The following is a 14,400-nucleotide window of genomic DNA, read 5'->3' as shown; positions in this document are numbered from 1 at the left end:
TGCTCCTTTCACCAGAATCTAGAAGCTGAAAATATTTTGCACCTGGCTTTTAATTTTTGTTCTAATGCTGTCTTCAAGAACCTTCGTTTGGCTACTTCCTATTTCCGGAAATTCCTTTGCCTGACGTGCATCCAAAACGCTGACGATATCTCGGAAGCTGCGAAGGATATGCTCGCAATGCCCCTTCTTGAAATGGCTGTAAACCGTGGGAGCCGAGCGATCGAGAAGCTCTGCTACAGCATTTTGCTTGCCGTAAAGAAGATAAAGCGAGCACACAAGCCTTTGCACATCAGTTTGCTCCATTCTCAATACATGCTGCAGCATAAGCATGCCATTAATTAATGTCTGCAGAACCGATTCACCACCATGTCCTTGGAAAAAGAAAGATTCCCTGTCCTTTTGTTTATTTAGATGGTCGTTCGCGTTTCGGGCCTGCTTCGCCAATGGATGGATCCACTTTTCAATATCAATCTCTTCTACTTTCTTATTCAGCCTTCCATAGGCAAGCCCAAAATACGGCGGGTTATTTTGATATTTCCAGAGCAAGCTGATATAAAAGGCTGTAATAAAAGCAGAAGAATAGCCTTCGGCCAGTAGAATAAGTTCATCCCCAGACCGGTGCTTAATTTGTATAGAACCGATTCCGTCATACCAATTATTTATATATGTCACTAGCTGCCCTAAATAATCACTCAGCTCCTCCCCGTAAACTGCAGAGGAAGACTTTGTTACATCCATTATAAATATTGACACTGGCTGCATTGTCATTCCACCTAACATCTAAAATTAGATTATTAAATCTAATTTTATATAAATTAGATAGTATAGTCAAATTTATTAAACATTAGACTCTTTTACTTAACAAATTTATACAAATTTTCTTTGATTCATTATAACAAGAGCATACGTTCGCTTCAATGGGTAAATAAGTACAAAAAAAAGAGCCCTCAGGCTCTTTTTTAAGACGATCCTATTCTTCTGTTACAACTACCTTTTCCATAACATCGCCGTTTTTCATCGCTTTAGCAGCTTCCAAATTGGAAGTAACTTTTCCGAAAACAGTGTGCACACCATTTAAGTGTGGCTGTGATTCATGTACGATGAAGAACTGGCTGCCGCCTGTATCTTTACCTGCGTGAGCCATTGAAAGTGAACCCGGTTCGTGCTTGTGCGGGTTGCCCTCTGTTTCACATTTGATTGTGTAACCAGGACCCCCAGTACCTGTTCCAGAAGGGCACCCCCCCTGACTAACAAAGCCAGGAATTACTCGGTGGAAGTTTAAACCGTTATAGAAGCCTTCGTTTGCAAGCTTCTCAAAGTTTGCAACTGTACCAGGTGCTTCGTTTGGGTATAGTTCGAATTCAATTTTTTCACCATTTTGCATTTGTATGTATCCTTTTTTAGCCATGCAAATCATCTCCTTGTGTTAAAATCATTGTTATCATACCACTATTACAAAAAAAAATAAAAGTATCCACCTTCAAATTGTATTTTTCCAACATAGTTGTGTTAAAATATAACTGCCTCTGCCGAACATTCGCTTGTTGCGGGACACTTAACCACTGTACGGACGGCAGGGGCCCTGCGTTGGCAGGATAACCAAATACATATTCTCAAACCTTGCCATGTGGCAAGGTTTTTATTTTAATTATTAATAAAGGTATTAATTTCTAATTAAGTTATCGCCGGTTTGGGTAATTAATATCTAGTATGTCTTTTTTCAAAAATGCCTATGTATCTTTTAAAATATCATCGTTACTCTTATCTTTTACCAATCCAAGGAGAAGTTATGTTAAATCTAATAGATATTAAATACAAGAAATGGATCTCAGCAATATCCTATACTTTATTCATTGTCTACATCATCATTGCCGTCATTTTGTTGTTTCTCAGCCCATATCGGCAGGCTGCGTTTGAGCTCAATTCTGCAGGCTCCAACCCTTATAACATAATTCCATTTAAAACAATCACAGATTACATAAAAGCTTCTTCGCACATTAATCAAAATATCTGGATGTCCAACTTATTTGGCAATGTTCTTGCCTTTTTCCCGTTGGGAGTCTTTCTTCCCTGGCTGTTTAAAAGGTACATTGGATTTTGGCGAACGACCAGTACTGTCTTTCTGGCGACATTATCGGTAGAGATCCTCCAGTTTGCCACAAGGGTTGGCAGTTTTGACATCGATGATATCATCCTTAACACAATCGGCGGTGCAATTGGGTATCTCTTAATCAAGATCACTTATCTGCTTTTATTGAAGGAGAGAACACATGAAGATTAGGATGTTAAAAGAAAGCGAACAGCCGCCCTGGGATCTTCTGCTCCTGGCAGACCCTTCTCGAGATTTGGTTTCAGGATATGTAGATAAAGGTTTGTGCTATGTTATGGAATCAGAAAACGGAGAAAAAATTGGGGTAATCGTAATGGTCCCGGTTAGTATTCATACCATCGAAGTTATGAATCTGGCAGTCGATGAATTCCACCAATGCAGGGGTTTAGGGACCATCCTGCTTAAACATGGGATTCAAACTGCAGCCGAAAAGGGTTATAAAACCGTTGAAATCGGCACAGGGAATTCAAGTATCAGCCAATTGGCTCTTTATCAAAAAGTTGGCTTCAGAATTACTGGAATAGATCATGATTTTTTTATAAGGAATTATGAAGAACCTATTTTCGAAAATGGAATTCAGTGCAGGGATATGATCCGATTATCGATGTCCTTGTAGACTAAAGAAAGGACCTCAATTCAGGTCCTTTTTCCCTTGGATATTAAATGATTTTTCAAAAGCGGAAGTTCTTTATAAATCCCCACTACTTCATCCATTTTCATCCTTACGAGTCCGCTCGAGGACGGGGCGACGAAATCGACGGTACCATCCACAACAGATTCATCCTGCTTGCCCCATGGAATATCTTTTTTGCCGCTATATTGCTGGTAGACACCTTTACCGACAAAACAAACGATTTTCGGACTGTATTTTTCAATTTTTTGTCTTAGCTCCTGCTTTCCCTGCTGGTATTCCTCTTTCGTAATCTCATCTGCTGCTCTAGTTGGCCGCTCTACAATGTTCGTCATCCCGTAGCCTAAGTCCATGAGTTTATAATCCTCCGAAGAGTCATACTTCCTTGGTGTGATGCCAGCTTCAAAAAGGATCTTCCAGAATCTATTGTTTGGGTTAGCATAATGATGACCTGTTTCTGATGACCGGATGCTGGGATTGAAGCCGACAAAAATAACGTCCAGATTCTCCCGTAAATGATCGGTAATCGGCTTCATATTCTCTACTCCTCTCCTTTGCTGCCTATCTCTCTCCATTCACCATAATCGGTGAGGCAGCTCATTATTCTTGCTTATATTCTTGAAAATTCTTAAGTGGAACAAAAACTCGTCATAAAACATGGTTTCGGCACTTTCAAATGAATAAGCGTCCGAAAAATGATCCAATAGTTCGACATCAATGTTATCTTCAAGGCCGCTCAGCCACATTTTATAGCCATGCTGCTCATAAACATCTGATAAACCTGCCCATTCGAACATATCTTGCATTTCCTTTTCACCCATTCTATCACTCCTTCAACTATCACCTCCATTTTTCCATACTTTTACAGACCTTATACAGCGTTCATGTTCTTACCCTATATATGACCTGGAACTTTGAGTTTCCAATGCCATACCTGATTTCAAAAAAGCCAGGCTTATTCAACCTGGCTTTCCTTAACTCCGTATTTAGCCTCTGCAACTCGTTCAGGGTGTGTATAAACATTAAGTGATCGATTCCTGATAAAGCCAATTGTCGTAATCCCCAGTTCCTCCGCTAGCTTCAGGGCAAGTTCAGTGGGAGCTGATTTGGACAATACAATTGGGCAGCCGATTTTAGCTACCTTCAGTAAAATTTCTGAGGAAATCCTTCCACTGAAAACAATTACTTTATCGTGTATCGAAATATCATTTTTCAAACAATGCCCAAAAATTTTATCCAAGGCATTATGGCGGCCGATATCCATCCGTGACACAACTGGACCAAACAAACTGCAAAGAGAGGCGTTATGGACTCCCCCTGTATTTTGGAAAAGGCGAGCGGAATCCTGCATTTCTTCCATGAGCCTGAAGCAATCCTCTACTTCAATTTCCGTCTCTACATTGTGCAGCTTTTTTGCAGTCAATGCGTCTGTCGCAAATACAAAGCCAGTCCTGCTAGCCCCGCAGCAAGAAGTTAAGTAACGCTTTCCCTGTAAGTTCTTATAAACCGGATTCATTTGCGATGTTTTTACATGAACAAATCCCTCTTTTTCCTGGATCCATATATCTTCTATATCTGAATACTTCTTGATGATGCCTTCTGAAGCGAGGTATCCAATGACCATTTCTTCAATATAATCTGGTGTACAAACCATCGTAACTAATTCTTGACCATTCACTTTAATGGTAACGGAATATTCCGTTACGATGCTGTCTTCCAAGGTTTCGGCCTGGCCATCTCCAAAACGAAGAATTTCCCTTTTGACTTCGACTGGTTTCACAACAGCCATCCTCTCTGGTTGAAGTTTTATGCTCTGTGGTAATCTCCTTTTATCCATAAAGGTGAATAATGAAACTTGAAAAAGCAGGCGAACAAAGCTGGAATGCTTGTTGCCCGCTCATTGGATTACTTCTCTTCAAGGGTACCTTCCTGGCTCTGGTGGATATCCTGATTTTCCGGCAGCTGAGTGGTTCTTTCTAGTCCCTCGGTATCTTCACCCATCCCTTTGAGGAATTCAAAGAGTAAAGATAGAGCACGATTGATTTCCGGGTCTTTCAAAGAGCGGACAATATCAAAATACCCAAGCTTCTCTTCATCCTCGCTGTCAGTATATTCTGCTACTCTAGCAATGCCAGAATTCAATTTTAACAGCAATGGCTCAAGCTGCTGGACATTGATTGTACCGAGAACGCCAATCATCAGCAGCAGGTTCTTGATTGTATTGGTAGCTTCAGGCTTGTCTGCTGCTTTAACAAGAACATTCAAGACCTTATCACCTTCACTGAACAGCCCGTCCAACAGTGACAGCACCCCGCGCTGATTCATATGCTTGAGTATGTCCATCGACTGTAAAATCGCATCCTTATTATCAAGCAAGGCAGTCTCGATTTCCTCCAGGTCACTCTTACGTTTTTGTTCCTCAGTCATCTGTATACGATTGATGTTAGTGATTGCTTTAGCCATGCTGGGTACGCTCCTTTTTCACAAGATCTCCTGGAAAGCTGTAATCTGGACGAGCCCACTTCTTTTCGACTTGGACGCCGATTTGCGGCTGTGGATTACCGTATCGGAAATTATTCCTCGGCAAAGGATTGACTCCTTCAAATTGGAGAATTTCCATTTTGGCCTTCGTCTCTTTATAAGCTGGAGTATCCGTGTTTTTGTCCCCAAAGCTGCTTGTCAGAAGATTGATGGCTGCATCTCCCTGGTCGTTCATAGGCAGATAGACTTCCTTTCCTGCCACTCGATCAGTGACAACACATCTTACTTTCACATTGCCGTATGGTGATGTCAATCTGACAAGTGTTCCATCTTTTATGCCTCTTTCTTCGGCAAGCTCTGGTGAAACTTCAAGGAAAGTCTCAGGAGTCTTTGAGGTGATTCCCTCTGACTTATAAGTCAGGTTACCTTCATGGAAATGCTCAAGCAAACGGCCATTATTGACATGGATATCATATTCCTCTCCATATTGAATCGGAATCGACCATTTTACCGGATAGAGACGTGCCTTACCATCTGGGAATGGAAAGCCATCCAAATATAATACAGGACTGTCAGTTCCATCCGGCTGTACCGGCCATTGAAGGCTCTTATATCCTTCAAGGCGTTCATACGTCACGCCAGAGTAAATTGGCATAAGACTTGCCGCTTCAGCCATGATTTCAGAAGGATGCTCATATGTCCAGCCTGCACCAAGACGGTTGGCGACTTCAATCAGAATCTGCCAATCAGGTTTCGATTCACCTACTGGCTCGAAAACCTGGTACAAACGCTGAATCCTGCGCTCCGTATTCGTAAACGTGCCTTCTTTTTCGAAGCTCGGGCTTGCTGGCAGAACAACGTCTGCAAATTGTGCGGTTCTGGAGAAGAACACATCCTGGACTACAAAGAAGTCAAGCTTCTCATAGCCGGCCTGGACGTGGTTGATATTTGAATCCACAAGACCCATTTCTTCACCCTTGATGTAAAGGGCTTTAAGTGTTTCATTATGCATGCCTTCAACCATGTCATGGTTATTGATCCCTGGCTCAGCAGGCAGCCTGGTTCCCCATGCCTGCTCAAACTTCATGCGGGCCGCTTCATCGGTTACCTTCTGATATCCCGGCAGCGAGTCCGGGCTGCTGCCAAAATCGCCTGCGCCCTGGACATTATTATGTCCTCGCAGTGGATATGCACCAGTTCCTGGACGGCCGTAATTTCCAGTAATCAATAATAGGTTCGAAATCGCGGTACTGGTGTCGCTTCCGCCAATATGCTGTGTAACTCCCATTGCCCATAGTGCACAAACGCTTTTTGCTTTATGGATGCTCTCAGCAATCTCAATCAGCGTCTCTCTTGAAAGCCCAGTTGTTTTTTCTGCATATTCCAAAGTGAATCCTTCAAGACTGTGGACGTATTCCGAAAGTCCATTGACTTTATTGTTCAGGAATTCTTCATCAGCCCAGCCTTGGTCGATAATATATTTAGTGACAGCGGAAATCCAGACAAGGTCACTGCCTGCCTTAGGCCTTACGAACATATCAGCACGATCAGCCATTTCATGCTCACGAAGGTCGGCGACTATCACTTTTTGCCCATTCAGCTTTTGGGCGCGTTTCACCCTGGTTGCAAGGACAGGATGGGCTTCTGCTGTATTGGACCCGACGATGATGACCAAATCCGCCATCGCAATATCTGTGATTGATCCAGCATCGCCACCATGTCCAACTGTTCTGAACAAACCAACAGTAGCAGGCGTCTGGCAATATCGGGAGCAATTATCGACATTATTTGTGCCAATTACAGACCTTGCCAGTTTTTGCATTAGATACGATTCTTCATTCGTACATTTAGACGATGTTATGAAGCCAAGAGAGTCAGGACCATACTCATTCTTGATTTCTGTAAATTTATTGGAGATGAGATTCAATGCCTCATCCCATTCTGCTTCTCTAAAACTGTCTCCTTCACGGATTAGCGGCTTGGTTAGGCGCTCTTCGCTGTTAACGAAATCCCATCCGAATTTACCTTTTATACATGTAGAAATTCCATTGGCTGGAGCTTCAACCTGCGGCTCGACCTTCAGGATTTCTCGGCCCTTCGTCCACACATCAAAACTGCATCCCACTCCGCAGTATGTGCAAACAGTCTTCGTTTTCTTGATTCTGGATTCACGCATGGCGGCTTCCATATCGGAAATTGCCAGGATGGAACCGTAACCTGTCTCGACATTCTTGGTAATTTCAATCATCGGCCGCAAAGTATTTTTTGCGATTCCTGTTAAAAAGCCGGCTTCGCCTTCCATACCTTTTTCCATCATTGCATTACATGGACATACCGTTGAACAATGACCACAAGAAACACATGAGGATTCATTGATTGGTACATCATTATCCCAGATGACACGTGGACGTTCACGTTCCCAATCAATTCTCAGCGTCTCGGTTACCTGTACATCCTGACAGGCTTCCACACATCTCCCGCATAAAATACATTGATCAGGATCATATCGATAAAAAGGGTTTGATTCATCTTTTTCATATGGCTTTTGATCAAACGGGATGCTCTGGTGATTGATTTTCATTTCTTTTACTGTGTTATGTACCTCACACATCCCATTATTGTAGTCACAGACTGTACAGTACAATTCATGGTTGAATAGGATCTTGTCCATCGCCATAGTTTGTGCCTTCTTAACATCTGGTGCAACTGTGTCAATGGTATCCCCGTCCTTCATGATTGTCGAACAAGACCTGACCATTTCTCCGTTCACTTCTACAATACAAGTATCACAAGTTTCGATTGGGCCAAGGCTTGGATGATAGCATACACTCGGCACTTCAATCGAGCTATCTGAAAGGTATTGAAGGATTGTTTGATTTTCTTTAGCCGCGACGTCAGCACCGTTGATTGTTACATTTATTTTGCCAGACAAGACCTCATCTTCCTTTCTGTATAGAAATCGCTCTCTTTCTCACTACCCAAACCAAGAATAACTTTAACCACTTTTATGAGAGTTTTTTGAATATTGCTTTGTAACTGGAACCAAAAAAGGAATAAAGATCCATCCTTTTAAGATAAATTATTCTCCTCCAGCAGAACTTAGGAATAGGTCTGAATTTGTACGTCTTTCACTTTTTGTGCCCGTGAGTATGTTCAGGCCTAACATATTGGACAAAAATAAAAGCCCTACCTGGTTAAGGTAAAGGCTTTGAAATTATTCACTATAAAAAGCGGCAAGCATCATTTCCGGTTTCATCAGAGGAAAGAATATACAGCGGCTTTCCACTGGTTGTTTTTTCTTTAGTAAAACCAAAACTCTCTAGTTCATCATAATCTCCAACAACAATGATTGCTGAAGCAAAAAGTAATGCTTGCAGATGGAATAGAGAAACATCAAAAATTTCTGTTAGTGAATCTCCAGGTTTGGGTGCTTCCATGACAGCAATCCTGCCACGGTTTCCAAGGCTTTCAAAAGCATATTCAATACTGTCGGCCATGGTTTCGGAAATGACCGATGCAGAACTGATGATGTCATTCCAATTCTCATCAAAAACATAAGCATTCCAGGAAGATTGTTCATTTCCCAAGAGAAAATCAATTTTAAGAAATTGCTGGTCATCATCAAATTGATAAACCGATTTCACTATATTCACGCTTCCCTCCATTAGTAAAGTAGAGTTAGTTTCCCACTGTAAGCAACTGTTAATGAATCCGTTTTGCATGATTTTAAATCGTTAGTAAATACTTACAACGACGGTACCCGAGGCATGAATTTTTCTGTTAAGGGAAGAAGATATATAAAATACTAAACAGATGCAGGAGGATGAGAAAATGGACGAAAAACAAAATAACCATAAACATTTCAATGAAGAAAATGAACAGCACAGCATGGTATGCAATGACCAGTTATTTTTTCAAGAATTAAGGATAGCAGCTGAAGAGGCTGAAAGAGACCGCATCGATACAGACCAAAATAAAGCAAAATAAAAAGAGAAAGGCAAACCGCCTTTCTCTTCCTACTGAGGGTTAGTAATGCAAGCATTCACAAAAAGTGCCTTAACTAAGGCTCTTTTCTCAAAATTTGTTGCAATTACAACCTTAACTGATGAACCGGTCTCTTTCCGCTGCATCTTCTTCCCGCTGTGCTTCTCTTTCTTCATACCAAAACTTAATATGAGTCAGAATGGAGAAAACGAGGAAAAAGTTCATCGACCAGACACTGACAAACGGGGCCATCCCTCCGAACTCAATTGTCTCATACTGTTTTAATACCATTACAATATATGACTCAATGAACACAAGGACAAAGCCGGCTACACCTGCAATTGCCATTCGCATCATAATCAAAAACCACCTTATCGTATTATCAGATTATTTAAATAATACGACTAATTATTGATTAACGCAACTGTTTTGTTCACTAATTCGCCATAATTGAACCTTGACAATTTGGCATAGTCCGATTTGCCCATATCTCTTTTCCATGGACATATTAATCATTTATGTCAGTCCGACTTATCTATTCAACCTCTTTTGCTTTTGCATGATCTCATAAGATTTTTCTATTATATCTGTTAATACATCGCCTTTGTATATCCTGCCGATTTTTGTATTCTCTTGATAGTATTCAACAATCTCATCTAGTTTATCAGATGTTTCCTTGGACACTCTCACATTCAACTGAATTCTCTGGGCCTCATTCATGAAACAGATTTCCCTCCAAACTCTTTACTTCTATGTAAAAAAATACAATTCATCAACTTGCTAGCAGTTTGATATTATGTAGATATATGTCGCTAACTCTGCCGCAACGCCCTTTATTTTAACATAATCTATCACCTTACAACACTATGTTGTTTTTCCTATCCTCTTACAGGGTAATTTATATCAAGATTTGTTTTTAACGCGGGAATTATTTAGGGTTTCTATTTCCCGCACAACTGGATTACATAACTGTTTGAGCTTTTCATTGCTGCCCTATTAAAATTTCAATGACGTGGAGATTTTCTATGAAGCTTACAAATTGGTCATACACAAAGAGATATAATATTAAAGCCCAGTTTGACGTTTTTCCAAACTCGGTCGTCATATTTCGCCAAATCAAAGATTACTATTTCGTTTATACTGTTAAATGGTCTTTAAGTGACCCTGTCGTTTCAAAAAAAGAGCTAGGCGAAATGGAACTGCTGCTGAATACTGAGCTCGGTACTCTGGAGAGCTATTGCCAAAGAAAAGTATTCGGAAACCATTCCGAATGATATGAATTTTTAATATTAGCCATTTACAATCCAGTCTATTTACATTAAGATGATTCTGAAAACAAAAACTGCATAGGTTTTTGCACTAGGGGAGCTTTTGGCTGAGAAGAACTTTGTTCTGACCCTTATTACCCGATCTGGATAATACCAGCGTGGGGAAGTGCAGGCGAAGCTCTTCGTTATATCTCTCTTTATCTGACGATAGAATTCAACTGCATCCACCCGCTGGATGCAGTTTTTTGTTTTCTAACCAATGAACAAAGGAGATGTAATAGTATGAAAGAAATTTTTTGCGGTACAAGTGAGATTACAGGGGCCAGTTTTTCCATTTACCCAATGTCAGACAGGTTTGTGGACATTATTCTCTCTGCATTGAAGGAAGTTGATACATCAAAGGTTTGGATGAGGACAGATGATGTCAGCACATGTGTGCGGGGACGTTCTGAACATGTTTTTGACGTTGTTAAAGCGATATTCCTGAATGCTTCAATCGGTGGAGATCATGTGGTCTTGAATGCCACGTTTTCAAATGGATGTCCTGGTGACAGTGCAGGCGATGCTTTTATGGCGGAAGATTCATATTTAATGAATGATGAGCGTTCTCAAAAGATCAACCAGGAGGTCGCAGCACAGTTTGCTCTCTATCCTTTAGGAATTCCTGGATATATGAATGTAATCATGGACCAAATAAAAACGGTTGAGCAGCAAGGAGTCTTTAGCGGAGGAGTTCATTATGCCTCAAGATTGGATGGCGACGCCAATAAGGTTTTTACCGGAATGGAAAATGCTTTTGATGGTGCCCGGAACAGTGATTCTTCACATATCGTCATGACGGTGACCATGTCCGCAAACAGCCCTTCCCGTAAGGAGGGACGATAATGCTCGCAAACTGGAAACTTCGAGAGGTTGTAGTATTATCCGTACTGGCAGTCGTTTTTGGCGTCATCTACCTTCTGTTCTTACAGCTCGGCAATGTGCTTGTAGGCATGTTCGGACTAATCGGCTATGACTTGATCTTCGGGATCTGGTTCATCGTTTCCATCATAGCTGCATACATCATCAGGAAGCCTGGAGCAGCAGTGTTATCAGAAACAATCGCAGCAACAATCGAGGTCATGCTTGGAAATGCTATCGGTCCGCGTCTGATCCTGGCCGGAATTATCCAGGGATTGGGTGCAGAAGCCGCTTTTGCGGCAACCAAATGGAAGAACTATTCTACACGGGTTCTGGTAGCAGCAGGAATGGGATCTTCAATTACCAGCTTCGCATGGGGCTACTTTTTAGGCGGCTTCTCCGCTCTATCACCTGGTTATGTAACAGCCATGTTTTTCGTCAGGCTTATAAGCGGAGCAATCTTAGCAGGTCTTTTAGGTAAATACATAAGCGACAGTCTCGCTAAAACAGGAGCATTGAATAGCTTCCCGCTTGGAAAGGAAGCCAGAAAGGCAAAGCAGAACCATGATGTCTCCGCTTAGTCTTCCATTACTTGAAGTGTCAAACGTAACTTTCCGATTTGATGATGATCAGGATAATGTTATAAAGAATATCACTTTTGATATTAATGAAAATGAGAACATTCTTGTATTGGGTTCAAGCGGTTCAGGTAAGAGCACACTCGCATACTGCATGAATAATCTATACCCAGCGTCTGTTGATGGAATAATGAGCGGCAGCATAAAGTTCAGAGGAAAGGAATTATCCTCCTTCGAGTCCGGAAAGATAAATCAAAAAGTCGGGTTGGTTATGCAGGATCCTGATTCTCAGTTTTGCATGCTGACTGTCGAGGAAGAATTAGCTTTTGTTTTAGAGAATATTCAATTTCCTAGATCGGAAATGAAAGAAAGAATAGATTATGCCCTAGACTTAGTAGACATTAGGCACTTTAAACACAGGCCGATCCACTCACTCTCCGGCGGGCAAAAACAAAAGCTTGCGATTGCCTGTGCACTGGCAATGGAACCTGAGTTATTAATACTTGATGAACCTACTGCCAATCTAGACCCCGCCTCAGGATTCGAATTGGTCCGTACGTTAAAAAGATTAAAAAATAATCACTCGTTCAGCATCCTCGTAATCGAGCATAACCTGGATCATTGGCTTGAAATTATGGATCGCTGCATCATATTGAATTCTGCGGGTGAACTGTTTTTTAATGGTCCGCCTAGTGTTTGTTTTAATCACTTTGCAAATGAACTTGCAAGTGAAGGGATTTGGTTACCCCGCGCTATTGACGCAGGGTTGAAGCTTCGGGAGGCTGGATTGCTAATGTCCTCCTTCCTGCCTATGACGATTGATGAACTAATTGAGAATAGTACAGATATAGGAAGTACAGTTAAGTTTTTAAAAACTGATGTTCACAAGCAAAAACCGAATCCTTCTCCAGCTATTTTCGAAGTGAAGGATGTCAGTTATTCGAAAGATAAACATGTATTAATCGAGGATATTTCTATATCGATTAATGGTGGTGAAATAATTGCAATAGCCGGTTCAAACGGATCCGGAAAGACCACTTTTTCAAAATGTTTGGCCGGGTTGATTCCATCACGAGGCGCCATAAAGTTTTACGGTCACTCTTTAGGAGACTGGCCTAAGGAACAAAAGTGGAGAAGGCTCGGATACGTGTTCCAAAATCCTGAGCACCAATTTATTACTGATTCTGTGATAGAAGAAATAAATTACAGTCTTCAATCGAAAGAGCAAATGGCTCAAAAATATAAGAATAAAGATATTTTGAGAACCCTTCGCATGGCTGACCACGTTAACAGTCACCCATTCTCTTTGAGCCAGGGACAAAAAAGGAGACTGAGTGTGGCTGTCATGCTGGTGAACGGGCAGGAGGTTTTGATTATGGACGAACCAACATTTGGCCAGGATGCTGTCACTTCAAAGGAAATAATCGATTTTGCGGTCAATGCCGTATCTGAGACAGGAAGCATTATTATGATTACACATGATATGGATTTAGTTGATCGTTACGCAGACAAAGTATTAGTAATGGAAAAAGGAAAAAGGATATTTTACGGGGCTCCAGGAATGCTATGGAATCAACCTGGAATTTTGGCAAGGGCATGTTTAAGACTGCCATTCCTCAAGGAATTGGAAAGGCAGCTGGAGGGAAAATATGCTGTTAAATGAGATGAACCCCAGCATAAAAGCCCTGAGCATTCTTGTCAGCATCTTGCTGCTGTCGATATTTTTCGACCCAGTCACTCCCTTGTTAAGTCTCGTTTTGACCGTAGTGATCACATTTAGTTTTGCACAGGTAAGTTTTAAAAAGTGGATCCTGTTATTCTCTCCTTTTCTCTTTATGGCGATTGTCTATGTCTGGTCATCCTTATTGTTTCCGAGAGTAGATCCTGGAGACAGTATCATCTGGGAATGGAGGTTCATCACCATTACTGCGGAAGGATTCCAAAGAAGCATATCGCTTGGATTAAGAGTACTGAGTTTCGCTTCCCTTTCACTCTTATTTGCCCTTACGACAAACCCGATTAACTTTTTGCTTAGCTTGATGCAGCAATGCAGGCTTTCTCCCAAGATTGCCTATTCCATCATGGCAGGTTATCAATTTCTCCCCTTGATAAAAGATGAGTTTAGTATAATCAGAAGTGCCCATCAAATTCGAGGGGCAGGCAGAACCATAACTCTCCGGGATAAACTGAAGCAAATCAAGAGGTATGCAATTCCCCTGCTGGCAAGCGGGATCAGAAAAGCAGAAAGAACAGCTGTTGCAATGGAGTCAAAAGGTTTCACAGGAGATAAAAACCGAGAATTTTATAAAGTAATTTCCGTTTCTAAAAAAGATTGGCTGTTGTTATGTTTACTGGTCAGCGTCGTTCTCCTGAGTGCTTTTACCTCACACAAGCTTGGTTACCTTGCATTGTATAAAGGCGAACTATAATAAAACCCAGCCCTGCAAA

18 protein-coding genes and 1 riboswitch are annotated in these 14,400 nt (G+C 41.4%); of the genes, 8 read left to right on the top strand and 10 right to left on the bottom strand.

Going from position 1 to position 14,400, the window contains the following annotated elements; translation table 11 throughout:
- Nucleotides 1-18: 18 nt before the first annotated feature.
- Both J7I80_RS06495 and J7I80_RS06490 read right to left on the bottom strand, forming a co-directional pair.
- Entirely contained in the window at nt 19-762 is a 744-nt protein-coding gene (locus J7I80_RS06495) for a hypothetical protein (RefSeq protein ID WP_214736769.1), read from the bottom strand.
- A 208-nt stretch (nt 763-970) separates the two neighbouring features.
- Nucleotides 971-1,408: a peptidylprolyl isomerase gene (locus J7I80_RS06490; RefSeq protein WP_214736767.1), complete on the bottom strand. Its 438-nt coding sequence runs from the start codon at nt 1,406-1,408 to the stop codon at nt 971-973.
- A 381-nt stretch (nt 1,409-1,789) separates the two neighbouring features.
- Here J7I80_RS06490 and J7I80_RS06485 point away from each other — a divergent pair, with 381 nt between their 5' ends.
- Both J7I80_RS06485 and J7I80_RS06480 read left to right on the top strand, forming a co-directional pair.
- Nucleotides 1,790-2,281 carry a VanZ family protein gene (locus J7I80_RS06485; RefSeq protein ID WP_214736765.1) on the top strand — a complete coding sequence of 164 codons (492 nt, stop codon included), beginning with the start codon at nt 1,790-1,792 and terminating at the stop codon, nt 2,279-2,281.
- The gene (locus J7I80_RS06480; protein ID WP_214736763.1) at nt 2,271-2,726 is read left to right on the top strand and encodes a GNAT family N-acetyltransferase; all 456 of its coding nucleotides are present in this window, start codon (nt 2,271-2,273) and stop codon (nt 2,724-2,726) included. Before J7I80_RS06485 ends, J7I80_RS06480 begins: the two co-directional genes overlap by 11 nt.
- Nucleotides 2,727-2,746: 20 nt before the next feature.
- On the opposite strand, the gene mug is transcribed toward J7I80_RS06480, so the two are convergent.
- The 6 genes from mug to J7I80_RS06450 all read right to left on the bottom strand — a co-directional run bounded on the left by mug (nt 2,747) and on the right by J7I80_RS06450 (nt 8,875).
- On the bottom strand, nt 2,747-3,277 hold the full coding sequence (gene mug / locus J7I80_RS06475; RefSeq protein ID WP_214736761.1) for a G/U mismatch-specific DNA glycosylase: 531 nt from the start codon (nt 3,275-3,277) through the stop codon (nt 2,747-2,749).
- A gap of 39 nt (nt 3,278-3,316) precedes the next feature.
- On the bottom strand, nt 3,317-3,562 hold the full coding sequence (locus tag J7I80_RS06470; protein WP_214736759.1) for a hypothetical protein: 246 nt from the start codon (nt 3,560-3,562) through the stop codon (nt 3,317-3,319).
- A gap of 134 nt (nt 3,563-3,696) precedes the next feature.
- Nucleotides 3,697-4,521 (bottom strand): formate dehydrogenase accessory sulfurtransferase FdhD, encoded by an 825-nt coding sequence (gene fdhD, locus J7I80_RS06465; protein ID WP_214736757.1) that lies wholly within the window; start codon nt 4,519-4,521, stop codon nt 3,697-3,699.
- A 125-nt stretch (nt 4,522-4,646) separates the two neighbouring features.
- Nucleotides 4,647-5,204: a helical membrane plugin domain-containing protein gene (locus tag J7I80_RS06460; RefSeq protein ID WP_214736755.1), complete on the bottom strand. Its 558-nt coding sequence runs from the start codon at nt 5,202-5,204 to the stop codon at nt 4,647-4,649.
- The gene (gene fdhF, locus J7I80_RS06455; protein ID WP_214736753.1) at nt 5,197-8,154 is read right to left on the bottom strand and encodes a formate dehydrogenase subunit alpha; all 2,958 of its coding nucleotides are present in this window, start codon (nt 8,152-8,154) and stop codon (nt 5,197-5,199) included. The genes J7I80_RS06460 and fdhF overlap by 8 nt, the downstream gene beginning before the upstream one ends.
- Before the next feature lie 289 nt (nt 8,155-8,443).
- Nucleotides 8,444-8,875 (bottom strand): hypothetical protein, encoded by a 432-nt coding sequence (locus J7I80_RS06450; RefSeq protein ID WP_214736751.1) that lies wholly within the window; start codon nt 8,873-8,875, stop codon nt 8,444-8,446.
- 178 nt (nt 8,876-9,053) lie between these two features.
- Between J7I80_RS06450 and J7I80_RS06445 the strand changes: the two genes are divergently transcribed.
- Entirely contained in the window at nt 9,054-9,209 is a 156-nt protein-coding gene (locus tag J7I80_RS06445) for a hypothetical protein (RefSeq protein ID WP_214736749.1), read from the top strand.
- Between the two features lie 111 nt (nt 9,210-9,320).
- Here J7I80_RS06445 and J7I80_RS06440 read toward each other — a convergent pair whose 3' ends face one another.
- Both J7I80_RS06440 and J7I80_RS06435 read right to left on the bottom strand, forming a co-directional pair.
- Nucleotides 9,321-9,563, bottom strand: a complete 243-nt coding sequence (locus tag J7I80_RS06440; protein ID WP_167832490.1) for a hypothetical protein — start codon at nt 9,561-9,563, stop codon at nt 9,321-9,323.
- Between the two features lie 174 nt (nt 9,564-9,737).
- Nucleotides 9,738-9,926: a hypothetical protein gene (locus tag J7I80_RS06435; protein WP_214736747.1), complete on the bottom strand. Its 189-nt coding sequence runs from the start codon at nt 9,924-9,926 to the stop codon at nt 9,738-9,740.
- A 305-nt stretch (nt 9,927-10,231) separates the two neighbouring features.
- Here J7I80_RS06435 and J7I80_RS06430 point away from each other — a divergent pair, with 305 nt between their 5' ends.
- The 5 genes from J7I80_RS06430 (at nt 10,232) to J7I80_RS06410 (ending at nt 14,381) form a co-directional block, all read left to right on the top strand.
- Nucleotides 10,232-10,480, top strand: coding sequence for a hypothetical protein (locus J7I80_RS06430; RefSeq protein WP_214736745.1), 249 nt, complete (start codon nt 10,232-10,234; stop codon nt 10,478-10,480).
- A 77-nt stretch (nt 10,481-10,557) separates the two neighbouring features.
- Nucleotides 10,558-10,656: riboswitch (TPP riboswitch) on the top strand.
- A gap of 100 nt (nt 10,657-10,756) precedes the next feature.
- Nucleotides 10,757-11,359, top strand: a complete 603-nt coding sequence (locus J7I80_RS06425) for a YkoF family thiamine/hydroxymethylpyrimidine-binding protein (RefSeq protein WP_214736743.1) — start codon at nt 10,757-10,759, stop codon at nt 11,357-11,359.
- Nucleotides 11,359-11,955 (top strand): ECF transporter S component, encoded by a 597-nt coding sequence (locus J7I80_RS06420; protein WP_214736741.1) that lies wholly within the window; start codon nt 11,359-11,361, stop codon nt 11,953-11,955. Before J7I80_RS06425 ends, J7I80_RS06420 begins: the two co-directional genes overlap by 1 nt.
- A complete protein-coding gene (locus J7I80_RS06415) occupies nt 11,942-13,615 on the top strand; it encodes an ABC transporter ATP-binding protein (protein ID WP_214736739.1) in 1,674 nt (557 codons plus the stop codon). The genes J7I80_RS06420 and J7I80_RS06415 overlap by 14 nt, the downstream gene beginning before the upstream one ends.
- Nucleotides 13,602-14,381, top strand: a complete 780-nt coding sequence (locus tag J7I80_RS06410; RefSeq protein ID WP_214736737.1) for an energy-coupling factor transporter transmembrane component T family protein — start codon at nt 13,602-13,604, stop codon at nt 14,379-14,381. The genes J7I80_RS06415 and J7I80_RS06410 overlap by 14 nt, the downstream gene beginning before the upstream one ends.
- Nucleotides 14,382-14,400: the final 19 nt, after the last annotated feature.

The sequence above is a fragment of the Bacillus sp. ISL-41 genome, assembly GCF_018613235.1.
GTDB lineage: Bacteria > Bacillota > Bacilli > Bacillales > Cytobacillaceae > Mesobacillus.
The sequence above is the reverse complement of the archived record's forward strand: the minus strand, read 5'-3'. Positions and strand labels throughout refer to the sequence as shown.

What these genes read in the sequence shown, in the direction of transcription:
- J7I80_RS06410 (WP_214736737.1), top strand. Translation starts at nt 13,602, where the DNA reads ATGCTGTTAAATGAGATGAACCCCAGCATAAAAGCCCTGAGCATTCTT.
- mug (WP_214736761.1), bottom strand. Translation starts at nt 3,277, where the DNA reads ATGAAGCCGATTACCGATCATTTACGGGAGAATCTGGACGTTATTTTT.
- J7I80_RS06490 (WP_214736767.1), bottom strand. Translation starts at nt 1,408, where the DNA reads ATGGCTAAAAAAGGATACATACAAATGCAAAATGGTGAAAAAATTGAA.
- J7I80_RS06460 (WP_214736755.1), bottom strand. Translation starts at nt 5,204, where the DNA reads ATGGCTAAAGCAATCACTAACATCAATCGTATACAGATGACTGAGGAA.
- J7I80_RS06470 (WP_214736759.1), bottom strand. Translation starts at nt 3,562, where the DNA reads ATGGGTGAAAAGGAAATGCAAGATATGTTCGAATGGGCAGGTTTATCA.
- J7I80_RS06420 (WP_214736741.1), top strand. Translation starts at nt 11,359, where the DNA reads ATGCTCGCAAACTGGAAACTTCGAGAGGTTGTAGTATTATCCGTACTG.
- J7I80_RS06435 (WP_214736747.1), bottom strand. Translation starts at nt 9,926, where the DNA reads ATGAATGAGGCCCAGAGAATTCAGTTGAATGTGAGAGTGTCCAAGGAA.
- J7I80_RS06480 (WP_214736763.1), top strand. Translation starts at nt 2,271, where the DNA reads ATGAAGATTAGGATGTTAAAAGAAAGCGAACAGCCGCCCTGGGATCTT.
- J7I80_RS06440 (WP_167832490.1), bottom strand. Translation starts at nt 9,563, where the DNA reads ATGATGCGAATGGCAATTGCAGGTGTAGCCGGCTTTGTCCTTGTGTTC.
- J7I80_RS06445 (WP_214736749.1), top strand. Translation starts at nt 9,054, where the DNA reads ATGGACGAAAAACAAAATAACCATAAACATTTCAATGAAGAAAATGAA.
- J7I80_RS06415 (WP_214736739.1), top strand. Translation starts at nt 11,942, where the DNA reads ATGTCTCCGCTTAGTCTTCCATTACTTGAAGTGTCAAACGTAACTTTC.
- J7I80_RS06425 (WP_214736743.1), top strand. Translation starts at nt 10,757, where the DNA reads ATGAAAGAAATTTTTTGCGGTACAAGTGAGATTACAGGGGCCAGTTTT.
- J7I80_RS06495 (WP_214736769.1), bottom strand. Translation starts at nt 762, where the DNA reads ATGCAGCCAGTGTCAATATTTATAATGGATGTAACAAAGTCTTCCTCT.
- J7I80_RS06430 (WP_214736745.1), top strand. Translation starts at nt 10,232, where the DNA reads ATGAAGCTTACAAATTGGTCATACACAAAGAGATATAATATTAAAGCC.
- J7I80_RS06485 (WP_214736765.1), top strand. Translation starts at nt 1,790, where the DNA reads ATGTTAAATCTAATAGATATTAAATACAAGAAATGGATCTCAGCAATA.